This window comes from Sphingomonas sp. Leaf30 (genome assembly GCF_001422525.1).
Taxonomy (GTDB): Bacteria; Pseudomonadota; Alphaproteobacteria; order Sphingomonadales; family Sphingomonadaceae; genus Sphingomonas; species Sphingomonas aerolata.
On sequence record NZ_LMKZ01000005.1, the window covers coordinates 183,002 to 206,114 of the forward strand.

Here is a 23,113-nt window from a genome sequence, read left to right on the forward strand (position 1 = left end):
GCCGCCGTCTATAATGAACTAGCGGACCCGGCCGCGCGACGCTGCCGGTCGGAGAGAATGGGGGAACGCATGGCGCAAATCATCCTTGTACCGGCCACCGTCACGACCAGCTCGGTGGTGCCGTTCGCCGCGGACCTCGCGTCACAGCTCGAGCAGCATGACGCGATCGAACTCGATCTCTCCGCCGTTGCCGAAGCCGATGTCAGCCTTTTGCAGCTCGTCTACGCGGCGCGCCGTCAGGCCGAACGCGACGGCAAGTCCCTGCGCCTTGCAATGCCGGTGCACGACGCGCTGGCGGCGCTCCTCGAGCGCGCGGGCTTCCTCACCGATATCCCATCAGCCGATCAGAATTTCTGGTTTCACGGAGATTTGCCGCGATGAGCGCATCCATCCTTATCGTCGATGATTCCACCAGCATACGCGTCGCCATCCGCATGGCGCTGACCGGGGCTGGCTACACCGTCAGCGAGGCCGCCGACGGCGCGCAGGGCCTGAGCAAGGCCAGTGGCAGCCGCTTCGACATGATCATCACCGACCTTAACATGCCCAACATGGACGGGCTGTCGATGATCCGCGCGCTGCGCAAGAACCCCGCGCAATGCGGTACCCCGATCCTGTTCCTCACCACCGAATCCGAGGATGCGATGAAGCAGCAGGCCAAGGCCGCCGGCGCGACCGGCTGGCTGGTCAAGCCGTTCGTCCCCGAACAGCTGATCCGGGTCGTGCGCAAGGTCCTCGGACGGTGAGCCAGAACGACCCCGTCGCCGCATTCCGCGTCGAGGCGGGCGAAGTCCTCGAACAGGTCGAGCAGGGCTTGCTCGACCTCGGTCACCGGCTGGACGATCACGAGCTGATCGACGCAGTGTTCCGCGGGCTGCACACGCTCAAGGGCTCGGGCGCGATGTTCGGCTTCGACGCGCTGGCCAGCTTCACGCATCACTGCGAGACCGCCTTCGACCGCGTCCGCAAGAACCTGACCCCCGCCACGCCGCAGCTGATCGCGGTCATCCTGTCCGCGCAGGATCACATGCGCGCACTGATCGAAGGCGACGCGACCGACCGCAAGGCGGAAGGCGACGCGATCCTGGCGAAGCTGCAGGCGGCGCTGGACGGCGCGCCCGCGCCGACGCCGGAGGCACCGCCCGTCGTGCAGGGGTGGCGGCTGTCGCTCCGCCTGCCCCCCGAAGCGATGCAGAATGGCATCAACCCGCTCGCGCTGCTCGATGAATTGCGCACGCTCGGCGACTGCCGGATCGTCGCGCGGACCGACCAGGTGCCGCCGCTTGCCGAGCTGGTGCCGACCGAATGCCATATCGGCTGGGATATCGAAGTGCGTGGCGCGGTGTCGCGGGATGACCTCGAGGATGTCTTCATCTTCGTGCTCGACGACCTCGACCTTCAGATCGAGGCGATCGGCGACACGTCGTGCGACGACGTGGAGGATGCCGCGCCGCCGCCTGACGCGGGCACGACGCCGTCTGCGCTCCCGCCCCCACGGGTCGACACGATGCCACCGGCGCAGGATCGCGACCCGGCCACCACCCCGAACGGCCGGGGCGCGCCTAAGACCGGCGAAAGCGTCCGGGTACCCGCCGAACGCCTCGACCTGCTGATGGACCGGGTGGGCGAACTCGTCATCGTCCAGAGCCGGCTGTCGCAGCTCGCGCATAGCAGCGGCAGCAATGCGACGGACGTCGCGCTTCGCTCCATCTCCGAGGAGATCGAGCGGCTGGCAAGCGAATTGCGCGACACGGTGATGGTGCTCCGCATGGTACCCGTCGCCACGCTGTTCGGCCGCTTCCGCCGCCTCGTCCACGACATCGCGCGCGATACCGGCAAGACGATCGAGCTGTCGACCGACGGCGAGACGACCGAGGTCGACAAGACGGTGATCGAACGGCTCGCCGATCCGCTGATCCACCTGATCCGCAACGCCTGCGATCACGGGATCGAACCGCCCGAGCGGCGGCTTGCCGCAGGGAAGCCCGAGGTCGGGCAGGTGCGGCTGTCCGCACGTCAGGAGGGTGGCGAGGTCGTCATCACGATCCGCGACGACGGCCACGGGATCGACCGCGAGCGCGTGCGCGCCAAGGCCGAGGCACACGGGCTACTCCAACCAGGACAGGTCGTGAGCGACCAGGAGTTGCTCCAGATGATCTTCCATCCCGGCTTCTCGACCGCGCCACAGATCACCAGCCTGTCGGGCCGCGGCGTCGGGATGGACGTGGTCAAGCGCACGATCGAGAGCCTGCGCGGTACGATCGAGGTCGCGAGCGTATCGGGCCAGGGGTCGGCGATGTCGCTGCGAATCCCGCTGACGCTCGCGATCATCGACGGGCTGCTGATCCGGGTCGGCGACGGTCGCTACGTCATCCCGCTCGCCGTGGTCGAGGAATGCATCGAACTCAGCCTCGAGGAAGACCTGCGTTCGCGGGGGCGCAGCTTCATCACGCTGCGCGATCGGCTCGTTCCGTTCGTCCGGCTGCGTGAAATGTTCGCCACGGGGACGAAACCCAGCGTCCACCAGAAGATCGTCATCATCGCGACCGGCACCGAGCGGGTCGGGCTGGTGGTCGACCAGATCATCGGCAGCCACCAGACCGTGATCAAGCCGATGTCGGCGGTGCACTGCAACGTCCCGACCTTCGCCGGCGCGACGATCCTCGGCGATGGCGGCGTCGCGCTGATCCTCGACGTCGTCCAGCTCGTCGCGCTGGGCCAGCATCAGGAGGAGCGGCTTCGCGCCGTTGCATGACCATGGAAGACACGACGGAAACCCAGTGGGACGAAGACGGCCGGCTCGAGGTGCTGACGTTCGATCTGCAAGCCGAGAAGTTCGCGGTCGAGGCAGTCCTAGTCCGGGAGATCCTGGACCTGCTGCCCGAAACGGTCGTGCCGGGTGCGGACCGGCTGGTCGCGAGCGTCGCGAACTTTCGGGGCAAGATCATCCCGATCGCCGACCTGCGCCTGGCGTTCGGCCTGCCCTCGGCGGAATCGACCATGGACAGCCGGATCGTGGTGGTCGAGCTCGACGTCGACGGTGTCCCGACCCAGATCGGCATCCGCACCGACAAGGTGCACGAGGTGGCGACCTTGCACCGCGACGCCAGCGAGACCCCGCCCACGGTCGGCCTGCGCTGGCGTCGCGATTTCATCCGCGAGCTGGTGCGTACGCCGCAGGGCGTCATCGTCCTCGCCAACATCGCGCGGATCTTCGACCCGTTGCTCGGTGGCCGCGCCACCCCCGCCGTGCTCGCGCCGGCACTTCTCTGACGCTGGAAGGACCGACATGTACGGGTCAATCGAACGATGCTCGGCGACGGCCACTGATCGGTCCCGCGAGTCCCGGCCAGGTGGTGCGGCACGCCCCCACTCCGCAGCCTGTGCTGGGTGTGTGGCATGAGCGTCACCGGAGAGCTGCAGGCCGTGACCTTCGGGCTGGGTGCCGAAACCTTTGCGGTGCCCGTCACGCTAGTCCGCGAAATCCTCGATTGGACCGAGACCTTTCACATCCCGAACGGCCCCGATTATCTGCTGGGACTGACCGATCTTCGCGGCGAGGGCGTGACGACGATCGATCTGCGACGCCGCCTCGGCCTGCCGCCGGTCGCGCCGACGCCGAGCACGCGGATCCTCGTGATCGATGTCCCCGTCGACGGGCGCAACCTGGTCCTAGGCCTCGTCGTCGACCGGGTACTGGAGGTCAGTACCTTCGACCGCGGCCAGATCGGCGCGGCGCCCGATATGGGCGTCCGCTGGCCGTCGCGCTATATTGCGGGGGTGGTCAAGCGGACCGAGGGTTTCGTCGTGCTGGTCGATGTCGCGCAGATCTTCTCCAGCGCCGAGGTCAGCGTCCTGCACGCCAGCGCCGCATGACGGGGTCGCGTCGCGACCCCTGACACCCAATCCTCATGGTGCCGCCTCGAACGGTCCCTCGTCATTTCTGGAGCTGGCTTCCGTGTCCTTCATCTCCCCGATCGTCAAAGCTACGCCGAGCGCCTCGGACCAGATCGGCCCGCGCGAGTTCGCGCAGCTCGCCGACTATATCTTCGACTATGCCGGGATCCGGATGCCGGCGAGCAAGCGGACGATGCTCGAAGGGCGGTTGCGGCGCCGGCAACGCGCGCTGGGGTTCGATACGCTCGAGGCTTATTGTCGCCATGTCCTGACGGACAATAATCTCGATCAGGAAGGCATCCACCTGATCAATGCGGTGACGACCAACAAGACGGATTTCTTCCGCGAACCGGTCCATTTCGACTTTCTGCGCGACGTCGCCCTCCCCGGCCTGGAAGCGACCTATCTGCGGACGATCCGCGCCTGGAGCGTCGCCTGTTCGACCGGGCCCGAGCCCTACACGATCGCGATGCTGCTCGACCAGTTTGCCGCCACGCGCCGCGGCATCGCCTACAGCATATTGGCGACCGATCTGGACACCGAGGTGCTCGAGATCGCCCGGCGCGGCATCTACCCCGCCGATCTCGCAGAGCCCGTTCCGGCGGCGCTGCGGCGCAAATATCTGATGGAATCGCGTGATCCGGCGCGCCGCGAAGTCCGCGTGATACCCGAGTTGCGCCGGGCGATCGCGTTCGCCCGGCTGAACCTGATGGACGAGGTCTATCCGGTCGGCGAGCCGATGCACCTGATCTTCTGCCGCAACGTCCTCATCTATTTCGACAAGCAGACCCAGCATGAGGTCGTCTCGAAGCTCGTCAGCAGGCTCGCGCCGGGTGGCTACCTGTTTCTGGGGCATTCGGAATCGATCACGGGGCACGACCTCCCGCTCGTGCCCGTCGCCCACACCGTTTTCCAGCGGAGCTGATCCATGGCCATCTCCGGAAAGATCCGTGTGCTCATCGTCGACGACTCCGCGGTCGCACGGCATGCCCTTGCGGCGATTCTCGAGGAGGACCCAGAGATCACCGTCATGGGCACCGCCGCCGATCCGTTCAGTGCGGCCCGTCGCATCCAGGACGAAGTGCCCGACGTGATGATGCTCGACGTCGAGATGCCGCGCATGGACGGGATCACGTTCCTAAAGAAGCTGATGGCACAATGCCCGCTTCCCGTGGTGATGTGCTCGTCGGTCACCGAAAAGGGCTCCGACGCGATGCTGCAGGCATTGGAGGCGGGCGCGGTCGACGTCATCGTGAAGCCCCGTGCCGGGCTCGCCGAGCATCTCGCCGATCACAATCTCCAGATCCGCGACGTGATCAAGGCGGCGGCGCGCGTGCGGGTCTCGCTGCGGTCGTCCAATGGCAGCCGGCCGGGTCGGCTCGAGCAGAAGCTCACCGCGGACGCGGTCCTGCCGCCTCCGAGCGGTCGCGTGATGAACCGCGCCACCGAGCGCGTGGTGTGCCTCGGCGCATCGACCGGGGGAACCGAGGCCCTGCGCGAAGTTCTCATGGCGCTGCCCGCGACCACGCCCGGTGTCGTCGTGGTTCAGCACATGCCGGAAAACTTCACGCGCGCTTTTGCCAACCGGCTGAACACGCTGTGCGTCGTGACCGTCAAGGAAGCCGAGCACGGCGATCCCGTCCTGCCGGGCACCGTCCTGATCGCCCCCGGCGGCAAGCACATGATGATCGAGCGGCGCGGGACCCGTTATTTCGTCGCGGTCCGCGACGGGCCGCTGGTCTCGCGTCACCGGCCGTCGGTCGACGTCCTGTTCCGCTCGGCGGCGACCGCTGCGGGGACGAACGCGATCGGCGTCATCATGACGGGCATGGGCGACGATGGCGCGCGCGGCATGCTCGAGATGAAACAGGCGGGCGGCCGCACCTTCGCGCAGGACGAGGCGACGTCGATCGTCTTCGGCATGCCCAAGGAAGCGATCGCGCTGGGCGGCGTCGATCGGGTCGTCCCGTTGCATCACATCGCCCGCGACGTCTTGCACGCAACGGCACAATAGGGGCTAGGACGATGACACGGGTCGAACACAGGGCTGTCGAGTCCGATCGGGACGGCGACGAAATGCCGGCCTGGAGCGTGCTGGCAACCGAGCTCGAGAGCGTGGCGAGCGGGCTCGACCAGCGCTTCGTCGATGCCGGGCGTTCGCTGGAACGCGCCTATGACACGGTCGGGAACCTGATCGGCAGCCTCGAAAGCGTCACCAATGCGCTCGACCGGGATGCCGCCGACCGCGCGGTCGCGACGATGCAGGCCAATGCCGACCAGCTCGCCAGCCTACCCGCACGACAGAGGACGCGGCAGCATTCGCTCGACATCCTTCAGCAGGCGAGCGGAACGGTACAGACGGAGATCGGGCGGGTCGACCGGACGCTCGATCTGCTGAAGATCTGCGGGCAGTATCTGAAAGTCGCGGCCGCTGGCGCGCACGGTTTTGCCGAGTTCGCCGACGCGATGGTCGCCGAACTGGACGTCAGCGAGCGCGAGATCCACGAGATCAGCAAGGAGGTCGGGCAGCTCGCATCGACGGTTCCCTGCGTCGTCGATGTGAACCGCGTGCTGGCGTCCGAATGCGCGCGCCTGTGCCCGCATGTTCCCGACAAGCTCGCCGCGGACGCGATCGGACTCCAGCAAAACCAGATCGAGGCCGCGCGGCGTGCCGAGACGATCGCAACGATTGCCCGCGACATTCGCAGCAAGCTGTCCGCGGCGCACGGCGCATTGCAGATCGGCGACATCACCCGGCAGCGGCTCGAACATGTCGCGCAGGCCTGCAGCCTGCTCGGTACGGCGGTCGACGATCTCAATCGCGCGGGCGACCCGGCTGCCGCCAGCGCGCTCGAAGGCCAAGTGATGGCGATGCTCGCGGCACAGGTCGCCGACGCGGCCGCGGATCTCCAGAAGGAATCGCGTCTGTTGGGCGGCAATTTCCGCGCGATCGCAACGCAGGTCGCGACGATGGTGGCACCGCATGAATCGAGCGGCGTCGAGCGGACGAGCGATGGCGCGTTCCTGCAGCTGCTTGAGCAGAGCGTCGCCGATGTCGATGCGGTCACCGCGCAGTTGCGCGACGCCGACATGCGGTCGACGCAATTGGGATCGGAAGCCTCCTCCACCGTCAGACGCCTGGGCGAACGGCTGACGACGATCCACCGGGTCACGAGCGGCGTGCGGATCATGGCGTGGAATTCCGATCTGCGCTCGTTCCGCATGGGTCGCGAGGGCGACGGGCTGGCCCGTATCGCGACCGAGATCCGCTGTGCCGTCAACACCCTGGAGGCTGTCTCGGCATCGATCGCCAGCGCCTTCGAACAGCTGAGCGACGCCGCCGACGCGATCGGCTCGCCCACCGATGGCAACGAAGCGACGGCAGGGTCGCTGCCCGAAGCGCTCGCGGTCATTCGCGCGGGGGCGTTGCTCACGCGTCAGGGCATGTCCGGCCTCGACCGTGATGCGGGTGCGATCCACGACATCGTCGCGGCGATGACCAGCACGCTGGACTGCGAAACCGCGTTTGCCGAGCCGCTGGCGCGCATCAACGCGAAACTCGATGCACTGGCGATGCCGCTGGTCGAAGCGAGCCAGAGTATCTCGGCCACCGGTGAGCAGCTTTTTCACGCGATAAACGCACTCTACACGATGGCACGCGAACGCCAGGTGCACGCCCGCTTTTCGCCATCCCAGGACCAGCCCGAAGCCGAGGTCGCTGCGCTGTCAGAGGAGGCGGACGACTGCGACGGTCTGTTCTGAGATCGCGGCGCGCCCCAGGCTGGGTCGATCAGCCGAGACGATCGGCCTGAGTCCTGATCCACGCCGCGGTTTCGTCGGGCCGCGTTACCGGGATCATGTGGCCGCCGTCGATCAGCGTCAGCGCGGCGTGCGGCACCATGTCGGCGAAGCGGGCGCCATGCACCTCGGGATCGAGAATCTGGTCGTCGCGGCCGTAGAGGATCGCGATCGGGAGCCAGAGGCCGTGATAGCGCGCGACCATGTCGGGCAGGTCGTCATTGGCGGCGACGAGATCGGCCGAGGCCGCCTCGAAATTTGCCGGCCGTGACACCAGCGCGCCGCCGCCGCGCGTCGCGAAATCGCCGGGCACGGCCTCGGGCGCGAACGCCGCCGCCGCGCCCTTCTCGCCCGCCAGGATCGCGGCGGGTGTGGCGAGCGTCCAGGCCACCGCCTTGCGCGCGGCGGGGGAGACGATCGCGAGAGCCGCGAACGCGCTCGGCGCGCTGTCCTGCGGCTGAGTGAGCGGCGCAATCAGCGCCAAGCCACCGACCGCTTCCGGGTGATCGATCGCCAGCGCGAGCGCGACTGCGCCGCCGAGCGAATGGCCGACAACCAGCGGCTTCTCGAGCTCCAGCGCCGCAACGAAACGCGCGATCTGGGCGGCTTGCGCGCGGATATTCGCGGTCTCGCCGGGCGCCGAATAGCCGGAGCCGGGCCGGTCGATCAGGATCACGCGGTAGTCGGTCGCGAGGCGGTCGAGCAGCGCATAGCTGAAGTTGCGCATCTGCCCGGCAAGGCCATGGATCATCACGATCGTCGGTCCGGTGCCGCGGTCGAGATAGTGCATCCGGCGGCCATCGACGTCGATGAAGGCGCCGTCGGCGGGTATCATTCGCTCGGTCCGCCGCTGGCTCAGCTTCGCAAACAGCGCAAGACCGCCGACTGCCGCGATCGCCGCCGCGGCCGTCACCGCGCCGATCGAAACGGCAGAGCGCTGTGCTACGACAGGCACCGGAGTGGCGGCACCGCGCGCCTTGTCGAACCGCATCGTTCCGTCCTCCAGCTTGCCGAATTTGAGCGCGGCGAGATCCAGCGCATAGTTCTGGTGCACCTTCCACGGCGCCTTGGACCCCTGATGTGGCAGGATGGCATTGGCGCGCTGGACATAGCCCGAGGTGAAACCGAGCATCGGCTCGGGCGTCACCGATGGATCGTCGTGCGTGGGTGTGCACATATCATAGCCGTTCGCGTCCATGTGCCGCAGCAGGCGACAGGCGTAGCGGGCCGACAGATCGCATTTCAGCGTCCAGGATGCATTGGTATAGCCGAAGGCGAGCGCCAGGTTCGGCACGTCGCTCACCATCATGCCCTTGTAGATCAGCCGGTCGGCGGGGTTCACGACCTGCCCGTCGACGACGAGCTCGACACCGCCCAGCAGGCGCAGGACGAGGCCCGTGGCGGTGACGACGATATCGGCGCGCAGTTCGCGGCCCGATCGCAGCGCGATGCCGGTCGGCGTGAAGCGGGCGACGTGATCGGTCACGATCTCCGCCTTGCCGCCGCGCATCGCCTCGAACAGGTCGGCATCGGGGACGAGGCAGATACGCTGGTCCCACGGATCGTAGCGCGGTTCGAAATCGCGCTCGACCTCGTAATTCTCGGGCAACTGAGCGCGGACGCCCTTCAGGATCAGCGCCTTCATGTGATCGGGGCGCTTGCGCGCATAGGCGTAGGTGGCGATGCCGAGTCCGACGCTCTTCCATTTGGTCGCGCTGTCGGCGAGCGTCTTGGGCAGCATCCGGTGCGTCCACCGCGCAAAGCCGTCCTGTGACGGGCGCGAGACGATATAGGTCGGCGAGCGCTGCAGCATCGTGACGTGCGCGGCCTTTTCGGCGAGCGACGGCACCAGCGTCACCGCGGTCGCACCGCTTCCGATCACCACCACGCGCTTGCCGGTCCAATCGAGGTCGGCGGGCCAGTGCTGCGGATGGACGAGCTGCCCCGCATAGTCCTCGACCCCCTCGAAGGGCGGCGTGAAGCCGGCGTCATAATCATAATAGCCGCTGCCCATGTACAGGAAGCGGCAGACGATCCGCTCCGACGCGGCACCATCCCGCTCGATCTCGACCGTCCAGCGCGCATCGGCGGACGACCAGGCGGCGCGAACGACCCGACGGCCGAAGCGGATATGTGCATCGATCCCGAATTCACGCGCCGTGTCGGCGATATAGTCGCGGATCGCGTCGCCGCCGGCGATCGCCTGGTCGCTCGGCCAGGGGCGGAAGGGGAAGCCGAGCGTATACATGTCCGAATCTGAACGGATGCCGGGATAGCGGAACAGGTCCCAGGTGCCGCCGATCACATCGCGCGCCTCGAGGATCGCGTAGCTCTTGCCCGGGCATTCGGTCTGGAAGCGATAGCCCGCGTCGATCCCCGACAGACCCGCACCGACGATCACGATGTCGAGCTCTTCCGCGGTGCCCGAGCCGGAGGGGATGGACGCAGTCTCAATTGCCATGCCGGAGTGCTCCGATAGAAGGATGCGACAGCAATCGCCGTTATCTGGAAACAGGAGTTATCACTTGAAATCAGGGGCGGCAAGCCAGGACGGACGGCGCTATGGCGGTGCATCGGCGAGCGAGCGCCGCGTCGAGCGGCGCAGCCGGCTGATCCGCGCCGCGATCGCGCTCTATGGTGAGCAGGGCTATCGTCACACGACGGTGACCGCGGTCTGCCGCGCGGCCGGGCTGACCCCGCGCTATTTCTACGAGGCCTTCGCCAATAGCGACGCGCTGCTTCTCGCGACGTTCGGCGAGGTCACGCAGTTCGTGACGCAGCGGGTCGCCGCGGCCGCCGATGCGGCGGGAGGCACGCCGCAGGATCGGCTGATCGCGCTGCTGACCGCCTATTACGACCTGCTGCGCGACGAACCGGCCAGCGCGCGCGTCTTCCTGTCGGAATTGTCCGGCATCGACCCGCAGGTCGACGAGCTGTTCGAACGCTCGATGGCCAGCTTCGCCGACTTGATCGCCGGCACGCTGGTGCCGACTCATGTCCCCGGCTCGATCGAGCCGCTGTGCCGCGCCGGCGCCATGCACGGGCTCCTTGCGGTGGCGCGCGACTGGGTCGCCCGGGGTTGCGACGAACCCGTGTCGAGGGTCGTGCGCACGGTCGAGCCACTCTGCCGGATGCTGGTCAGCCGCGCGGGTGATGATTAGCGGCGCGATGTCACGGGAACGCCCGATCTGAGGAGGCCCCCTGTCCTTCTCCACCGCCCACATCAGCCACCTGATCCTCCGCGGCGGTCGTGACGACGACGTCATCGCTGCAACACGCTCGATCTGCGCGGTTTCCGAACGCTTAGCGCTTCGCTACACACCGCGGCACGGCGGACGGAGATGCCCAGTGGACGACGAATTTGCCGAAGCCGTGGCCGGCGCGCTGGCCGCACAGGGCTTCGTGCTGGAAAACCTGTATGCCTTGCTGCTCGCCAGCGACGCTGATCCGGTAAGGGCCTGTCAGGCGACTGCGCATCGCATGCTGGAGGATTTCGGCAGCCTTCAGGCAACCGGGGTACAGGTCATGACCGAGGACGAGGTCAACCGGATCAAGCGACACGCGCTCGATCGGCTCGAGCGGTTCTGGAACGGCGTGGAACGCCGCCTCGCCAACCTGCCGCAATCCTAGCGCCAAGGCCTCGATCCACCGACGACGCAGGACGCAATGCGCGTCTGGACACGCGTCCTTTGCTATTACAGGGACTTTTCAGCGCGGATGGCTGACGTCGAGGATCGGACACATGGTGGTATTTCGTCTGCTTATTACCTTTGCCCTCTGCTTCGTTGCGGGTGTCTCGCGCGCCGAGTGCCGTCCTGGCAGCATCGAGGCCCTGCCTGAACGCGCGATGCTTCACCTTCCCGCGGCGGGTGTGACCGGGCCCGTGCCGCTTGTGGTCCTGCTCCACGGCAGCACCGGCACGGGCGCAGAGATGCTGCGCGACAGCCACCTCGCCGACACGGCGGATCGCCACGGCTTCGTCGTCGCGGCGCCCGATGGTGGTATCGCCGCGGATCGCGGCTTTGTCTGGAACATCCCCGGCGTGCCGACCGTCACGGGCAGCATGCCCGCACGCGGCGCGCGCGACGATGTCCGGTATCTGACGGGGCTGATCGACCGGCTTGTCGCAACCGGTTGCGTCGACGGCGCGCGGGTGTACGCGACCGGCTTGTCGGGTGGTGGACGGATGACGTCCTGGCTCGGCTGCGTCGGCGCACGACGTTTCGCCGCGATCGCGCCGGTGGTCGGACTGCGTGCCGGACGCCCCCTCGCATCCGATGTGTCACTCGCCGATCCCGCGACGTGTCGCTCGACAGCGCCGCTGCCCGTTCTCGCCTTCGCCGGCGATGCCGACACCACCAACCCCATCACCGGCGGCGGCGCTCCTTATTGGCAATATTCACAGGCCGCCGCGCTGCAACGCTGGGCTGTGCTGAACGGCTGCTCGGATCCCTATGCCCGCAACCTCGGCGCGACGGTTTACGAACAGGGCTATGCCCGCTGTCAGCACGGCACGAGCGTCGCGGCGCGTGTGACGCGCGGCGGGCAGCATAGCTGGTCGGTCGTCGACAATGAGGCAATGTGGGCGTTCTTCTCCCGCCACCGGCGCTAAGTCAAAAGTCGGCAGCTGCCAGAACGTCTCGGCAATTCCCGGTTCGGTTGCCAGATCAGATACTTCGCCATCCCAACTCTATTTCGATGGTTGATTGCCAGGTTAATTTGCCAGTTGTTTTGTATTTAATTACCTGCCGCATATTACTACCAAGCTGACTCGGTGTATTGTCCGCGGTATGAAATAAGGATAAGCTGATGGCATAAGATAATGGGAGGATGAAATGCGGGAGCTTTTGCTTGGCATGATCGCATCTGTTCTCGCATCGGCAACCGGAGCCCAGGGACAGCAATTTCCTTCGGCGCAGGGAGTCGGGGCGAACGACAGCGGTACGGGGGAATTCAACCGTCAGCAAAATTTCCGGGATTTCGCAGTCAGCGTTACCGACGCCAATCGATTGACAATGCGGCCGGTCCCGGCCGGACCCAAGGACATCATTCAGGGGCTGGAAGTCCATGACGCAAAGGGACTCGTCGTCGGCAAGATCGAGACCGTCGGTAAAGGCTTTGCGGTCGTGTCGAGTGCGATCGGGAGTGTCGAGGTGGACTTTCCGTCCTTTGCAAAAAACAAGAACGGGCTCTTGATCAATATGCCCAAGAGCAAGCTCGACGTCATGATGGCGCACGGTCATCCGGCCCCATGACGTGCCGTTGGGCCTAAACGCCAATAGCGGGGCGTCTGTAGCCGCCGGTCTCGGGTCGCACAGAGCCCTGTATTCCGCCGCTAACGTGACGCCGCACCACACTATGCCGACCGCGCCTAACGGGTACCCATTTGGATGCGATCGGTTCGGCCGGCGGAGCCACGGGCTCGCGGCAGGGTCAGATGATCATGCTTTAGCTGCCGGAGCCGAGATTGCCGTTGGGTGCGCTGCCGGAAATAAATTCACCTGCGGGCATCGGGTCGGGTGGGCGACCCTACCCGCGAGACGAGCGTCAACAGCCCGGGGCTCCAGCTACCAAGAAGCACTATCCGCAACGGGGAGAGGCGAATGTTCTGGCTGGTAATGCTCTTTCTCGGGGGACAGGGCACGCTGACGCCCGTGATCGTCCGCAACGCGAGTGAGATGCTCACGTCCGACGATTACGTCTCGCGCGCAGTCGGTACGGGCAAGAGCGGCTACACGGTGGTCGAGATCCTGATCGATCCGACGGGAAAACCTCAGACGTGCGGCCTTGTCTCGACCAGCGGATCCAAGGATCTGGACCTGAAGGCGTGTGCAGCCGGGGTGCTGCGGGGTAAATATGCGCCCGCTACGGACGAGACCAGGTCGCCCATGTACGGTGTCTACCGGATGCGGGTTCGGTGGCACATGGAGCTCTTCTTCGATGCTTCTACCCCTACACCCAAGGTGCCGGCAGACATCGTGTTGGAAGTCGCGAAGCTGCCGGCGGGGCGGAGGTCCGTTGCTGTCACCCTGGCCTATCTGGTCGGGGAAGACGGCGCGATCCGACGCTGTTCGGTTATAACGTCGAGCGGCTCTGCGCCATTCGATACCGGCGCCTGTTCTTCGATGATAAAGCATTATCGATACGCGCCGGCCAAGGACAAGGCCGACAAGGCGTGGCCAGTCATTCGCATGCAGCGGATTGAATTCACCTCGACTAAGCTGGGTCAACCCGACCCGATAGGCGCACCTGATCAATGTTCGTTACCATTGACACCGCTTTGCCATTCTTCCGGTTCGCTCGCATTACCGCTCCGCCCTGGCGACCGGGCATACCACCAGTAATCGCGTACCATCGTGATACAAGTTCGACGTTAACCATTCATCTAAGTTGTTCGAAAGACCGACGGTCTTCGCTAGTTGACGCTCGAGCTTGATGACGAGCGGCCTGGCCCTCGCATGAAGCCCGTGACCGAAGCGGGGACAAAGAATGGCGAACGCAACTCCGGTGACCGTTGATGGCACTCTGAACGACTGGACCGCCGACGACCGGATCGATCGCGGGCTCGGCGCGGGCTACGCGATCTATGCCCGCAGCGACGGCGCGGATTTTGCCTTTGCGATGACCGCGCCGACCGCGATCGGCGCAAACACCACCGCGTGGCTTAACACCGATCGCAACACGGCCACCGGCTATCAGGTGTTCGGGTTCGCAGGCGGTGCCGAATTCAACGTCAATTTCGCCGCCGACGGCACGGTCTCGCTGTACAGCGGCGCGGCGGGGCAGACGCTGATCGCCAGCGGCCTGCAGGCGGCGTGGTCGGCGGATCGCACCACCGTCGAATTCAAGGTCCCAAAGGCGGCGATCGGCAATCCGAACGCGATCGACACGATCTACGACGTCAACGACACCGCATTCCTGCCCGGCAGCTATTCGAACCCCGCGTTCACCGTGTTCAACGACACCGGCGTCGTCGCCGATCCCTCCCACCGCATCGCGATCGTCTGGTCCGATACGACCGCCACCGCCTATTTCAGCAAGACCGCCTATTCGCAGCTGTTCATGGCGGCACAGAGCCAGGCAATGCAGGCGGGCGTACCGTTCGACATCCTGACCGAAGGCGATCTCACCAACCTGGCGACGCTGTTAAAATACGATACGATCGTTTTCCCGTCGTTCCGCAACGTCGAGGCGGGCAAGGCCGACCAGATCGCGCAGACGCTGGAACAGGCGACCACGCAATTCGGCATCGGCCTGGTCGCGGCGGGCGAGTTCATGACCAACGGCGCGGACAATGCCGCGCTGGCCGGCGACTCCTATTCGCGGATGAAGCTCTTGTTCGACGCGACGCGTGTGACCGGCGGCTTTCCGGCCGACGTGACCGTGAAGGCGAGCGATGGGGCACAGCTGGTGCTCGACGGCTATGCCGACGGGCAGGTCATTCGCGAATATACCGGCATCGGCTGGAACGCGTTCACCAGCGTCAGCGGGACCGGCACGACGATCGCGACCGAGACGGTCAACGGCCAGACCTATGCGGCGGCGATCGCCACCCAGACCGGCGGGCGCAACGTGCTGTTCTCGAGCGAAGCGGTGATGGCCGACGACAATCTGCTCCAGAAGGCGATCGATTATTCGGTCCATGGCAACGGCCTGTCGGTCGGGTTGCAGATGACGCGGCAGAGCGGCCTGTTCGCGTCGCGCGTCGACATGGACCAGAGCCAGGAGCGCGAAGAGGTCAATCCGGCGGGTACCGCGCCCGGCATTTATGACAAGCTGCTGCCGATCCTCACCGAATGGAAGACCGACTATAATTTCGTCGGCAGCTATTACGTCAATGTCGGCAACGATGCCACGAACGGTCAGACAACCGACTGGGCGGTCTCGCTGCCCGTCTACAAGGCGTTGCTCGATGCCGGCAACGAGGTCGGCTCGCACAGCTTCACGCATCCCGAGAACACCAATCTGCTGACCGATGCGCAGATCGCGTTCGAGTTTGGCCAGTCGCGCGCCGAGCTGGAAAAGCAGCTGAGCGCGTATCTCGGCAAGACCGTGACGGTCGGCGGTGCCGCGGTACCTGGTGCGCCCGAGCAGATCGCGACGAGCCAGGAAATCCTGAAATATGTGACCTATCTCAGCGGCGGCTTTTCGGGCGTCGGTGCAGGCTATCCCAACGCGGTCGGATACATGACGCCGCAGAATGCCGCGGACGACAAGGTGTATATCGCACCGAACACGTCGTTCGACTTCTCGCTGATCGAATTCCAGAAGAAGACCGTCGCCGAAGCCAGCGCCATCTGGGCCAAGGAATTCGCCGCGCTGACCGCCGGTGGCGATGCGCCGGTCGTGGTGTGGCCGTGGCATGATTACGGCCCGACCATGTGGGCGAGCGACGGCGCGACCAGCCTGTACACCAAGCAGATGTTCACCACCTTCATCGCGCAGGCCGCGGCGGCGGGGGTGGAGTTCGTGACGCTTGCCGATCTGGCAGGCCGGGTCAGCGCGTTCCAGAATGCGACGATCACCTCGACCGTCGTCGGCAACACGATCACGGCCACGGTCGGCGCGACGACGGGCAGCTTCTCGCTCGACGTCGACGGCCAAAGCAGCGGCCAGGTGATCAAGGGTGTCGCCAACTGGTATGCCTATGACGGGGACACGGTGTTCCTGCCCAAGGCGGGCGGCACCTACGCGATCACGATGGGCGCGGTGGCGGACGACGTGACCCACATCACCGCGCTGCCGATGCGCGCGACGCTGACGACGCTGAGCGGCGACGGCCGCGACCTGGCGTTCACGGTCGAGGGCGAGGGCAAGGTCACCATCGACCTCAAGGCGCCCGGTACCGACTGGACGACGGTGAGCGGCGGGACGATCGCCAGCCAGATCGGCGAAATCCTGACCATCGACCTTGGCGCGATCGGCGTTCACGACGTCAAAAACGGTCACCAAGCCAATGTCGATCCGGTGTTGACGTCGTTCGCGGGCGGCACGACGGGATCGCTGTCGATCGCCGAGAACGGCACGGCACTGACGACGATCACCGCGACCGACGCCAACATTGTCTGGGGCGATTCGATCAAATATTCGATCGGTGCTGGCGGCGACGGCGCAAATTTCTCGATCGACGCGACGACCGGTGTGCTCAAGTTCGTCACCGCGCCCGATTTCGAGGCACCGACCGATGCCAATCGCGACAATATCTACGCCGTGACGGTGGTCGCGACCGACGCACGCGGCGCGATCGACACGCAGACGCTGACGATCGGCGTGACGGACGTGGTCGGCATCACGAAGACCGGGACGATATTCTCCGAGACGATCAACGGCACCAGCGAGCAGGATGTGCTCGACGGCAGCTGGGGCAATGACGTGCTCAACGGGCTCGGCGGCAACGACCGGCTCATTGGTGGGCTCGGCAACGACACGCTCAACGGCGGCGCGGGCAACGACACGCTGATCGGGGGCAATGGCAGGGATATCCTGAGCGGCGGCGACGGCAACGACATCGTGATCGGTGGCGACGACCTGGACATGATGACCGGCGGTGCCGGCGCGGACATCTTCCGGTTCGAGGCCAGGGGCGACAGCCTCGCATCGGCGTCGCGCGACGTGATCACCGACTTCACCGTCGGGCAGGACAAGATCGACCTGTCGATGATCGACGCCAACACGTCGCTGTTCGCCCGCGGTGATCAGGCGTTCAGCTTCATCGGCACGAGCGCGCGTTTCACCGCGCCGGGGCAGCTGCGCTACAGCTACCAGATGATCGGCGGGAAGGAATTCACCGTCGTCGAGGGCAATATCGACAGCGGTGCGGGCGCCGATTTCTCGATCGCGTTGGCCGGTCAACACGTGCTGACCGCGAACGATTTCTTCATGTAAGCTGCGCCATAGGCCGGCGAAGTTATGGCGGGCATAGGCTTTCAATTAGCGAAAACCGCGCGCGAGGGCGGTGTCGGCGGGATCGTCGGCGCCGCTGCATTCGGTGCGGTGATCAGCGCGGGACCGTGGTTGATCACCGCGGTCGCGATGGCGTTGCTCACCCACTGGTTGGGCACGCATCTCGGCGCACGCGGCGCGCGGACCGTCCAGACGATCCTTGTCTATGCGTTCAGCCTGTCCGCACTCGCCGCGGCGCCGGTCGGCATTCTCGCGACGCGGATGGCCGCGGATCGGATCTTCGCGCGGGACGCAGGCGGCGTGTCGGGCATCATGCTGGTCGCGCTGGCGGCCGGCGGCGGGATCGCGCTGGCGATCGGGGCGATCGTGTTCGGAACCCTTGCCGGGCTTCCGCTCGGCGAGGCCGCGCTTGCGACGCTGATCCTCGCCTGGCTGACGCAGGTCTGGATCGCCGCGCCCTTGCTTACCGCGCTGCGCCGGTACCGAGCGATTCCGCTCGCCTATCTGCTCGGCATCGGCGTCGCGACGTTGCTGTTGGCGCTCCTGCCAAGCCCCGACGTCTCTGCCGTGCTTGCCGTCATTGCCGGGGGCGTCGGCCTGACGCTCGCCGCGATCATGGCGGTGATCCGCCGACATTTCTCCGCGTCGCCCGTCCTGCCGACGCGGGACGCGATGGCGCCACGTCTCGCACTTATCGTTGCCGCGGCGGGCATTGCCGGGGTCGCGGCGATCTGGATCGACAAATGGCTCCTGTGGACAGGGCCGCAGAGCATTCGCGCGATCGGGCTGCTTCGGCTGAACCCGATCAACGATCAGGGCAGCTTTCTGGGGCTGCTGACGATGGTGCCGGGCCTGACGCTGTTGCTGATCGTCGCCGAGACGCGGTTCGATCGCGCATTCGGCGACATGATCGTCCGGTGTACCGGCACCTCGACGCTGCAACGTATCGAGGAGGCGCGCAGTGACCTGGCGGGGACGATGTTCGACGGGCTGCGGATCATGCTGCTGGTGCAGGCCCTCGTCGCGGCGCTCGCCTGGGTGTTCGCGGTGCCGCTGTTCGAGCTGATCGGCGCGGACGCACGCGCGGTCTTCGCGTTTCGCCAGACCGCGCTTGGCACCGTCTTCCACCTCGTGGTGATCGCGGCCACGGTCGTGCTGGCCTATTACGACCTGTTCGGGCGGATCCTCGTGACCTGGACGGCTTTCGCCATCGGCAGCGGACTCGCGACGCTTCTCCAATGGGATACGGGGTTCGCAGCGTTCGGCTGGGGTTATATGGCCGGCGCCGTGGTCGGTGCATCGGTGGGCCTCGCGCTGGTCGCCGAAGCCACGGTCAACCTCACCTATCTGCTGTTCGTCGGCAACAATCCCTCCGTCGTGGGGCATGGAGGGCGTCTGTTGTGACGGGATTTACGGATATGCGCCGCCGCTGGATCGTCCAGAGAATGCTGGCGCTCGGCGCGGCCGGGTGGGCCTTGGGCAGCCGCCACCAGTCGGTCGCTGCGCCTGGACCGAACGCGAACGCCGCGTTGCGCTGGGGCGTCGATTACGGGGCTGCGACCGACCCCGTGCTGGCACGCGGCTGCGCGCTGCTGGTCCTCGAGCCGCATCACGCGCGTCCGATCGCGCCGCTTCGTGGCCCGGGCAGCACGCTTCTCGGTTACGTCAGCTTCGGGGAAGTCGAGCGCAACCGACCCTATTTCGCCGCGCTGGACAAGGCCGGCGCGCTCAAGGCCGCCAACCCCAACTGGCCCGATGCGCGGCTCGCCGACCTGCGTCATCCGGCGTGGCGGGCAGCGGTGCTCGACCGGCTCGTCCCCGCGATCCTCGCGCTCGGCTATGACGGAATCTTCATCGATACGATGGATAATGCCGAGGCGATGGAACAGCAGGATCTGGTGGCCAACAAGGGCATGGTAGCGGCAGGCGTATCGCTGATCGCCGCCGTGCGCGCCCGCTTCCCCAAGATCCGCATCATGCTCAACCGCGGCTATGCGCTGCTGCCCGACGTCGCGCCGAAGATCGACTATCTGCTCGGCGAGGCGATGGCGTCGCGGTGGAATTTTGCGGCCAAACACTATGAGTTGCTGAGCGATTCGGACTGGGCCTGGCAAGCGGGTCGCCTGCGCACCGCACAGGCGCGGAACCCGGCGCTGGCGCTGATGACGCTGGATTACTGGGATCCGGCGGATACGAAACAGGTCGCGGCGCTGTATGCGCGAGAGCGTGCGGCGGGGTTCAGCCCCTATGTCGCGACCCTGGCGCTCGACCAGCTCATGCCGGAGCCGGCGGGGTGAGGATCGACCGCGACCGCGCACGGCTTGCGCTCCTGCTGCCCGCGCTGACCGGGATCGGTCTGCTCGCGGGCGGGTTGATGCTGTTGCCGAAGGAGCGTGAAATCCTCCCCGCCGTTCGTCGGGCGCAGCCGGTGCCGTTTTCGACTGCGCGTAGTTCGATGCCCGCGCCAGCATCACCGGTGCTGCCGCCTGCGCATCCGTCGATCACGGCGCAGATCGCGACCGCGGACGCAGCGACGCTCGCCGCGCTCACGACGCGGCTGATCGCAGAGGGCCAGCCGGTGTCCACGCTGCAGGTCGCCTATGATCTGGTCGCTGCGAAGCGACCGGCGGTTGCGCTCGATTATCTGGCGGCCCGGCCCGATGGTGCGACCGCAGCAACGTGGCGCCTCCGCATCGATCTTCTTCACCGGACCGGACGCGCCGCGAACGCTGCCGCGCTGGTCGCGCGGGCGGTGGAGAAGCGAGGCGCCCTGCCCGCTGCGGATATCGTCGCGGCGGCCTATGCGATCGATCGGCCCGACTTGGTGATCGTGGCCGCGGCGAACCACGTCATCCCGCCGCCCGATACCGCGCTGGCGCTCGATCTCGCGCGTCGTGCCGACAAGGCCGGACGGCGCGACCTTATCGCGCTGCTTGACACCGCGACGACCGCGAACTGGCGCGCCGCGGACCCATGGCTCGCCATCCGGGTGGCTGCGCGTTCGAAAGACACCGCCGCAGGCTTGCGGGCAGCCGGCTATCTTCCGGTCGAGCAGCGTCAGGCGGCACGCGAGGCAATCCTGACCGAGGCCGGCGACCGCGCCGGGCTGCGCAGCGAATTGCTGGCGCATGCGGCCGGATCCGGTGCGCCGCTCGAGCAGATTGCGGAACGCCTAGTCGCGGCCGGGTATCGCGGGGATGCGACGGCGGTGCTGCGGCGTGCGGCGGCCGGGCTGGCACCGACTGCGCCGGCAGCGCAGCGCCTGCTGTACCTAATGGGTCCGCGCCCCGGATCCGACGATCTCGCCTGGCTGAAACAGCAGAGCGTGCAAGGCAGCGCGACCCGGCAGCGCAGCTGGCTGGCCTGCTATGCCGAACGCGATCAACCGGGCGCTGCGCTGGCGTTCCTGTCCCGGCATCCGCTCGCGGACGAGACCGACGTGATGCTGATGCGGCTGTCGCTGGCGCGCGCGGCGAACAATGACGCCGCCGGTCGGACGGTGCTGGCGGCCTTGCTCGACGGCCGCGCGCTGTCCCCCGATCAGGTCCGTGCCGTATCCGCCGCGGCGCCCGCGCGGATCGATCCGGCACAGGCGGCGGCGATCACGAGACGCCGTGTCGCTGCCGGGATCGCCGGGCCGCGCGATCAGTTCGACCTCGCCTGGGTGGCGTGGAACGCGGGCGATGCGAAGGCCGCGGTACAATGGCTCGACGCGCATCTCGCGACCACCCCGACCGATCTGCCCGCGCTGCGCTTGATGGCCGACGTGCAGGCGCGGATCGGTGGGGCGCGTGAGGCACGCCCCTGGCTCGAACGCGCGCTCGCCCAGACGCCCGTCGACAGCAGGGCGCGCGCGGAAGTGCTCGAGAAGCTCGGGCGTCGGGCCGAGGCAGTGAGATTGGTCGAGACGCTGCGATCCGAAACGCCGCAGGACCGATCGCTCGCCGCGCTGCACGCCCGGCTGCTGATCACGCAGGGCCAGCCGGGCCGGGCGCGGACGGTGCTGGCGCAGTGATCATCCTGTTTTTCTGCCTCGCGGATGCGCCGGTGCTGACCATACCCCGGACCGTCTTTGCGGATGGCCGGATCGTCACGTCCGAGTCCCGGCTCGCCTGGCCCGACGACGCCGTCGTCCGGATCGAGGATCATGACGGCGAACTGGTCGCGCGGTTCGATCGACCGATCGCGCCGGCGCGGCTCGCCGCGTTCCGCAAGGCGGCGGGCGACGCAATCGGCGATCTGCGCTGGAACGACGACAGCCTGGTCCTCCGTCCTGCGGCGGGCTGGACGATGCGCTGGCGGCAGACAGGCCCGGTCGTCGCGCTCGCCTTCTCACCGCCCGCGGACATCGCGCTGCTCGAGGCTACCGACGACAGCGCATCCGACGCCGCACTGGCCGCAATCGAGGCGGACGTGGCCGCCGGCTATCCGGGATCGGCCCTGCGCGCTGCTACGAAGCTGGCACAGCGCTATCCCGCCGACCAACGCGCCGCCCGTCTGCTCGCCGACACGCGTCTAGCCCAGGGCGACGTCCGCGGCGCGGCGCGCGCGTACCGCGTGCTCAAGGCAGACGACCTGACCGCACGGCGTACGATCGCCGCCGCGGCGGGGGCCGCCAGCATCGGCGTCACCGCGCGTGACGGCAGCGACCTCGCGCAGACAGAGTTTGGCGCGCGGATCGACGCAGCGGTCGGCGGCACGCTCGACGTGGGAGGCGGCGTTCGCCATGTCGTCAGCAACGTCGCCACCGCCGCGCCGACCGTGCGATCCGGCGACACCGTCGTCGACGCCTCGCTGGCCGCAGCGTTCGACGGCGCGGTCCGCATCCAGCTCTTCGCCTCCGCCGCGCTCGACGACGCGGTGACGGGTGGCGGTGCCAGGATCACGGCAGGGGCCGCAGACGCGCAGTTCCGCGCGACCTTGAGCCGCCACATGCCGGACTATTCGACCCCGGCGCAGGTGCTGACGGGAGGATATCTCTCGCGCGCGCTGATCGGCGTCACCTACCGCCTGACGCCGGGCGTGGTCGCGCAAGGAGATGTCGGCGCCTACCGGTACGGCCTCGCAGCCGGGAACGGTGCAAGCGACACCATCGTCGCGAGTGGCGGGGTGGATTATCTCATTCGCCGCCAGTTCCCGGCGCTCGGGCTGACCTACCGCTTCGACGCGGAATATGTTCAGCGCATGCAGATCGGCGCAGACCGCCTTGCCGTCATTCCGCTGGCCACTCGCGAGAACCACACCATCCAGGGCCTTGCCAGCGGCGCGGTCGGCGCGGTGCAGATGACCGCGCTCGCAGGCTGGACCGTCGATCGGTTCGGCGGCGATGGCCCCACCGCCAGCCTGGGTCTCGCCGCGCCGATCACAGTCGCGTGGCGGGTCGAGGGCAGCGGCGGCATCACGTCGATCGCGCGGCAGGGGTTTGCAGGTCGGCAGCTTTATGCGCGCGCGCTGCTGACCCGCAGCCTCGGGGATACGCAGTGACGCACGACGACGCTGCGCCAAAATGGCAGGC

The 23,113-nt window shown here is 67.0% G+C and carries 19 protein-coding genes; 18 read left to right on the forward strand and 1 reads right to left on the reverse strand.

Annotated elements, in window-relative coordinates; genetic code table 11:
- The first annotated feature begins 69 nt into the window (after positions 1–69).
- The 8 genes from ASE89_RS10205 to ASE89_RS10240 all read left to right on the forward strand — a co-directional run bounded on the left by ASE89_RS10205 (position 70) and on the right by ASE89_RS10240 (position 7,659).
- Positions 70–381, forward strand: coding sequence for an STAS domain-containing protein (locus tag ASE89_RS10205; RefSeq protein ID WP_082451385.1), 312 nt, complete (start codon positions 70–72; stop codon positions 379–381).
- Complete coding sequence (locus ASE89_RS10210) at positions 378–746, forward strand: response regulator (RefSeq protein ID WP_031439694.1); 369 nt, start codon at positions 378–380, stop codon at positions 744–746. Before ASE89_RS10205 ends, ASE89_RS10210 begins: the two co-directional genes overlap by 4 nt.
- Positions 743–2,755 carry a chemotaxis protein CheA gene (locus tag ASE89_RS10215; RefSeq protein WP_056676990.1) on the forward strand — a complete coding sequence of 671 codons (2,013 nt, stop codon included), beginning with the start codon at positions 743–745 and terminating at the stop codon, positions 2,753–2,755. The genes ASE89_RS10210 and ASE89_RS10215 overlap by 4 nt, the downstream gene beginning before the upstream one ends.
- A 2-nt stretch (positions 2,756–2,757) precedes the next feature.
- Positions 2,758–3,273: a chemotaxis protein CheW gene (locus tag ASE89_RS10220; RefSeq protein ID WP_156363420.1), complete on the forward strand. Its 516-nt coding sequence runs from the start codon at positions 2,758–2,760 to the stop codon at positions 3,271–3,273.
- Between the two features lie 126 nt (positions 3,274–3,399).
- The gene (locus tag ASE89_RS10225) at positions 3,400–3,876 is read left to right on the forward strand and encodes a chemotaxis protein CheW (RefSeq protein WP_056676996.1); all 477 of its coding nucleotides are present in this window, start codon (positions 3,400–3,402) and stop codon (positions 3,874–3,876) included.
- Positions 3,877–3,967: 91 nt separating this feature from the next.
- Positions 3,968–4,822 (forward strand): CheR family methyltransferase, encoded by an 855-nt coding sequence (locus ASE89_RS10230; protein ID WP_056677306.1) that lies wholly within the window; start codon positions 3,968–3,970, stop codon positions 4,820–4,822.
- Between the two features lie 3 nt (positions 4,823–4,825).
- Positions 4,826–5,911, forward strand: a complete 1,086-nt coding sequence (locus ASE89_RS10235) for a protein-glutamate methylesterase/protein-glutamine glutaminase (protein WP_056676997.1) — start codon at positions 4,826–4,828, stop codon at positions 5,909–5,911.
- 11 nt (positions 5,912–5,922) lie between these two features.
- Positions 5,923–7,659 (forward strand): hypothetical protein, encoded by a 1,737-nt coding sequence (locus tag ASE89_RS10240; RefSeq protein WP_156363407.1) that lies wholly within the window; start codon positions 5,923–5,925, stop codon positions 7,657–7,659.
- A gap of 28 nt (positions 7,660–7,687) precedes the next feature.
- Here ASE89_RS10240 and ASE89_RS21510 read toward each other — a convergent pair whose 3' ends face one another.
- Positions 7,688–10,156, reverse strand: coding sequence for an alpha/beta fold hydrolase (locus tag ASE89_RS21510; protein ID WP_082451387.1), 2,469 nt, complete (start codon positions 10,154–10,156; stop codon positions 7,688–7,690).
- Positions 10,157–10,220: 64 nt separating this feature from the next.
- Here ASE89_RS21510 and ASE89_RS10250 point away from each other — a divergent pair, with 64 nt between their 5' ends.
- The 10 genes from ASE89_RS10250 (at position 10,221) to ASE89_RS10295 (ending at position 23,082) form a co-directional block, all read left to right on the forward strand.
- Entirely contained in the window at positions 10,221–10,856 is a 636-nt protein-coding gene (locus tag ASE89_RS10250) for a TetR/AcrR family transcriptional regulator (RefSeq protein ID WP_056677004.1), read from the forward strand.
- A 187-nt stretch (positions 10,857–11,043) separates the two neighbouring features.
- Positions 11,044–11,325: a hypothetical protein gene (locus ASE89_RS10255; protein WP_056677007.1), complete on the forward strand. Its 282-nt coding sequence runs from the start codon at positions 11,044–11,046 to the stop codon at positions 11,323–11,325.
- A 112-nt stretch (positions 11,326–11,437) separates the two neighbouring features.
- On the forward strand, positions 11,438–12,307 hold the full coding sequence (locus ASE89_RS10260; RefSeq protein WP_056677010.1) for an alpha/beta hydrolase family esterase: 870 nt from the start codon (positions 11,438–11,440) through the stop codon (positions 12,305–12,307).
- A 223-nt stretch (positions 12,308–12,530) separates the two neighbouring features.
- The gene (locus ASE89_RS20350) at positions 12,531–12,950 is read left to right on the forward strand and encodes a hypothetical protein (protein ID WP_156363408.1); all 420 of its coding nucleotides are present in this window, start codon (positions 12,531–12,533) and stop codon (positions 12,948–12,950) included.
- A 348-nt stretch (positions 12,951–13,298) separates the two neighbouring features.
- Positions 13,299–14,039: an energy transducer TonB gene (locus ASE89_RS10270; RefSeq protein ID WP_056677017.1), complete on the forward strand. Its 741-nt coding sequence runs from the start codon at positions 13,299–13,301 to the stop codon at positions 14,037–14,039.
- A gap of 145 nt (positions 14,040–14,184) precedes the next feature.
- Entirely contained in the window at positions 14,185–17,580 is a 3,396-nt protein-coding gene (locus tag ASE89_RS10275) for a M10 family metallopeptidase C-terminal domain-containing protein (protein WP_056677020.1), read from the forward strand.
- A 24-nt stretch (positions 17,581–17,604) separates the two neighbouring features.
- The gene (gene pelG, locus ASE89_RS10280) at positions 17,605–19,002 is read left to right on the forward strand and encodes an exopolysaccharide Pel transporter PelG (RefSeq protein ID WP_056677023.1); all 1,398 of its coding nucleotides are present in this window, start codon (positions 17,605–17,607) and stop codon (positions 19,000–19,002) included.
- A gap of 14 nt (positions 19,003–19,016) precedes the next feature.
- Positions 19,017–19,895: an endo alpha-1,4 polygalactosaminidase gene (locus ASE89_RS10285; RefSeq protein ID WP_056677026.1), complete on the forward strand. Its 879-nt coding sequence runs from the start codon at positions 19,017–19,019 to the stop codon at positions 19,893–19,895.
- Positions 19,892–21,613, forward strand: coding sequence for a hypothetical protein (locus ASE89_RS10290; RefSeq protein WP_056677029.1), 1,722 nt, complete (start codon positions 19,892–19,894; stop codon positions 21,611–21,613). Before ASE89_RS10285 ends, ASE89_RS10290 begins: the two co-directional genes overlap by 4 nt.
- The gene (locus ASE89_RS10295) at positions 21,610–23,082 is read left to right on the forward strand and encodes a hypothetical protein (protein WP_056677032.1); all 1,473 of its coding nucleotides are present in this window, start codon (positions 21,610–21,612) and stop codon (positions 23,080–23,082) included. The genes ASE89_RS10290 and ASE89_RS10295 overlap by 4 nt, the downstream gene beginning before the upstream one ends.
- Positions 23,083–23,113 lie beyond the last annotated feature (31 nt).

Coding starts and splice junctions, on each gene's coding strand:
- ASE89_RS10205 (WP_082451385.1), top strand. CDS start 70: ATGGCGCAAATCATCCTTGTACCGGCCACCGTCACGACCAGCTCGGTG.
- ASE89_RS10210 (WP_031439694.1), top strand. CDS start 378: ATGAGCGCATCCATCCTTATCGTCGATGATTCCACCAGCATACGCGTC.
- ASE89_RS10220 (WP_156363420.1), top strand. CDS start 2,758: ATGGAAGACACGACGGAAACCCAGTGGGACGAAGACGGCCGGCTCGAG.
- ASE89_RS10225 (WP_056676996.1), top strand. CDS start 3,400: ATGAGCGTCACCGGAGAGCTGCAGGCCGTGACCTTCGGGCTGGGTGCC.
- ASE89_RS10235 (WP_056676997.1), top strand. CDS start 4,826: ATGGCCATCTCCGGAAAGATCCGTGTGCTCATCGTCGACGACTCCGCG.
- ASE89_RS10240 (WP_156363407.1), top strand. CDS start 5,923: ATGACACGGGTCGAACACAGGGCTGTCGAGTCCGATCGGGACGGCGAC.
- ASE89_RS21510 (WP_082451387.1), bottom strand. CDS start 10,156: ATGGCAATTGAGACTGCGTCCATCCCCTCCGGCTCGGGCACCGCGGAA.
- ASE89_RS10260 (WP_056677010.1), top strand. CDS start 11,438: ATGGTGGTATTTCGTCTGCTTATTACCTTTGCCCTCTGCTTCGTTGCG.
- ASE89_RS20350 (WP_156363408.1), top strand. CDS start 12,531: ATGCGGGAGCTTTTGCTTGGCATGATCGCATCTGTTCTCGCATCGGCA.
- ASE89_RS10270 (WP_056677017.1), top strand. CDS start 13,299: ATGTTCTGGCTGGTAATGCTCTTTCTCGGGGGACAGGGCACGCTGACG.
- ASE89_RS10275 (WP_056677020.1), top strand. CDS start 14,185: ATGGCGAACGCAACTCCGGTGACCGTTGATGGCACTCTGAACGACTGG.
- pelG (WP_056677023.1), top strand. CDS start 17,605: ATGGCGGGCATAGGCTTTCAATTAGCGAAAACCGCGCGCGAGGGCGGT.
- ASE89_RS10285 (WP_056677026.1), top strand. CDS start 19,017: ATGCGCCGCCGCTGGATCGTCCAGAGAATGCTGGCGCTCGGCGCGGCC.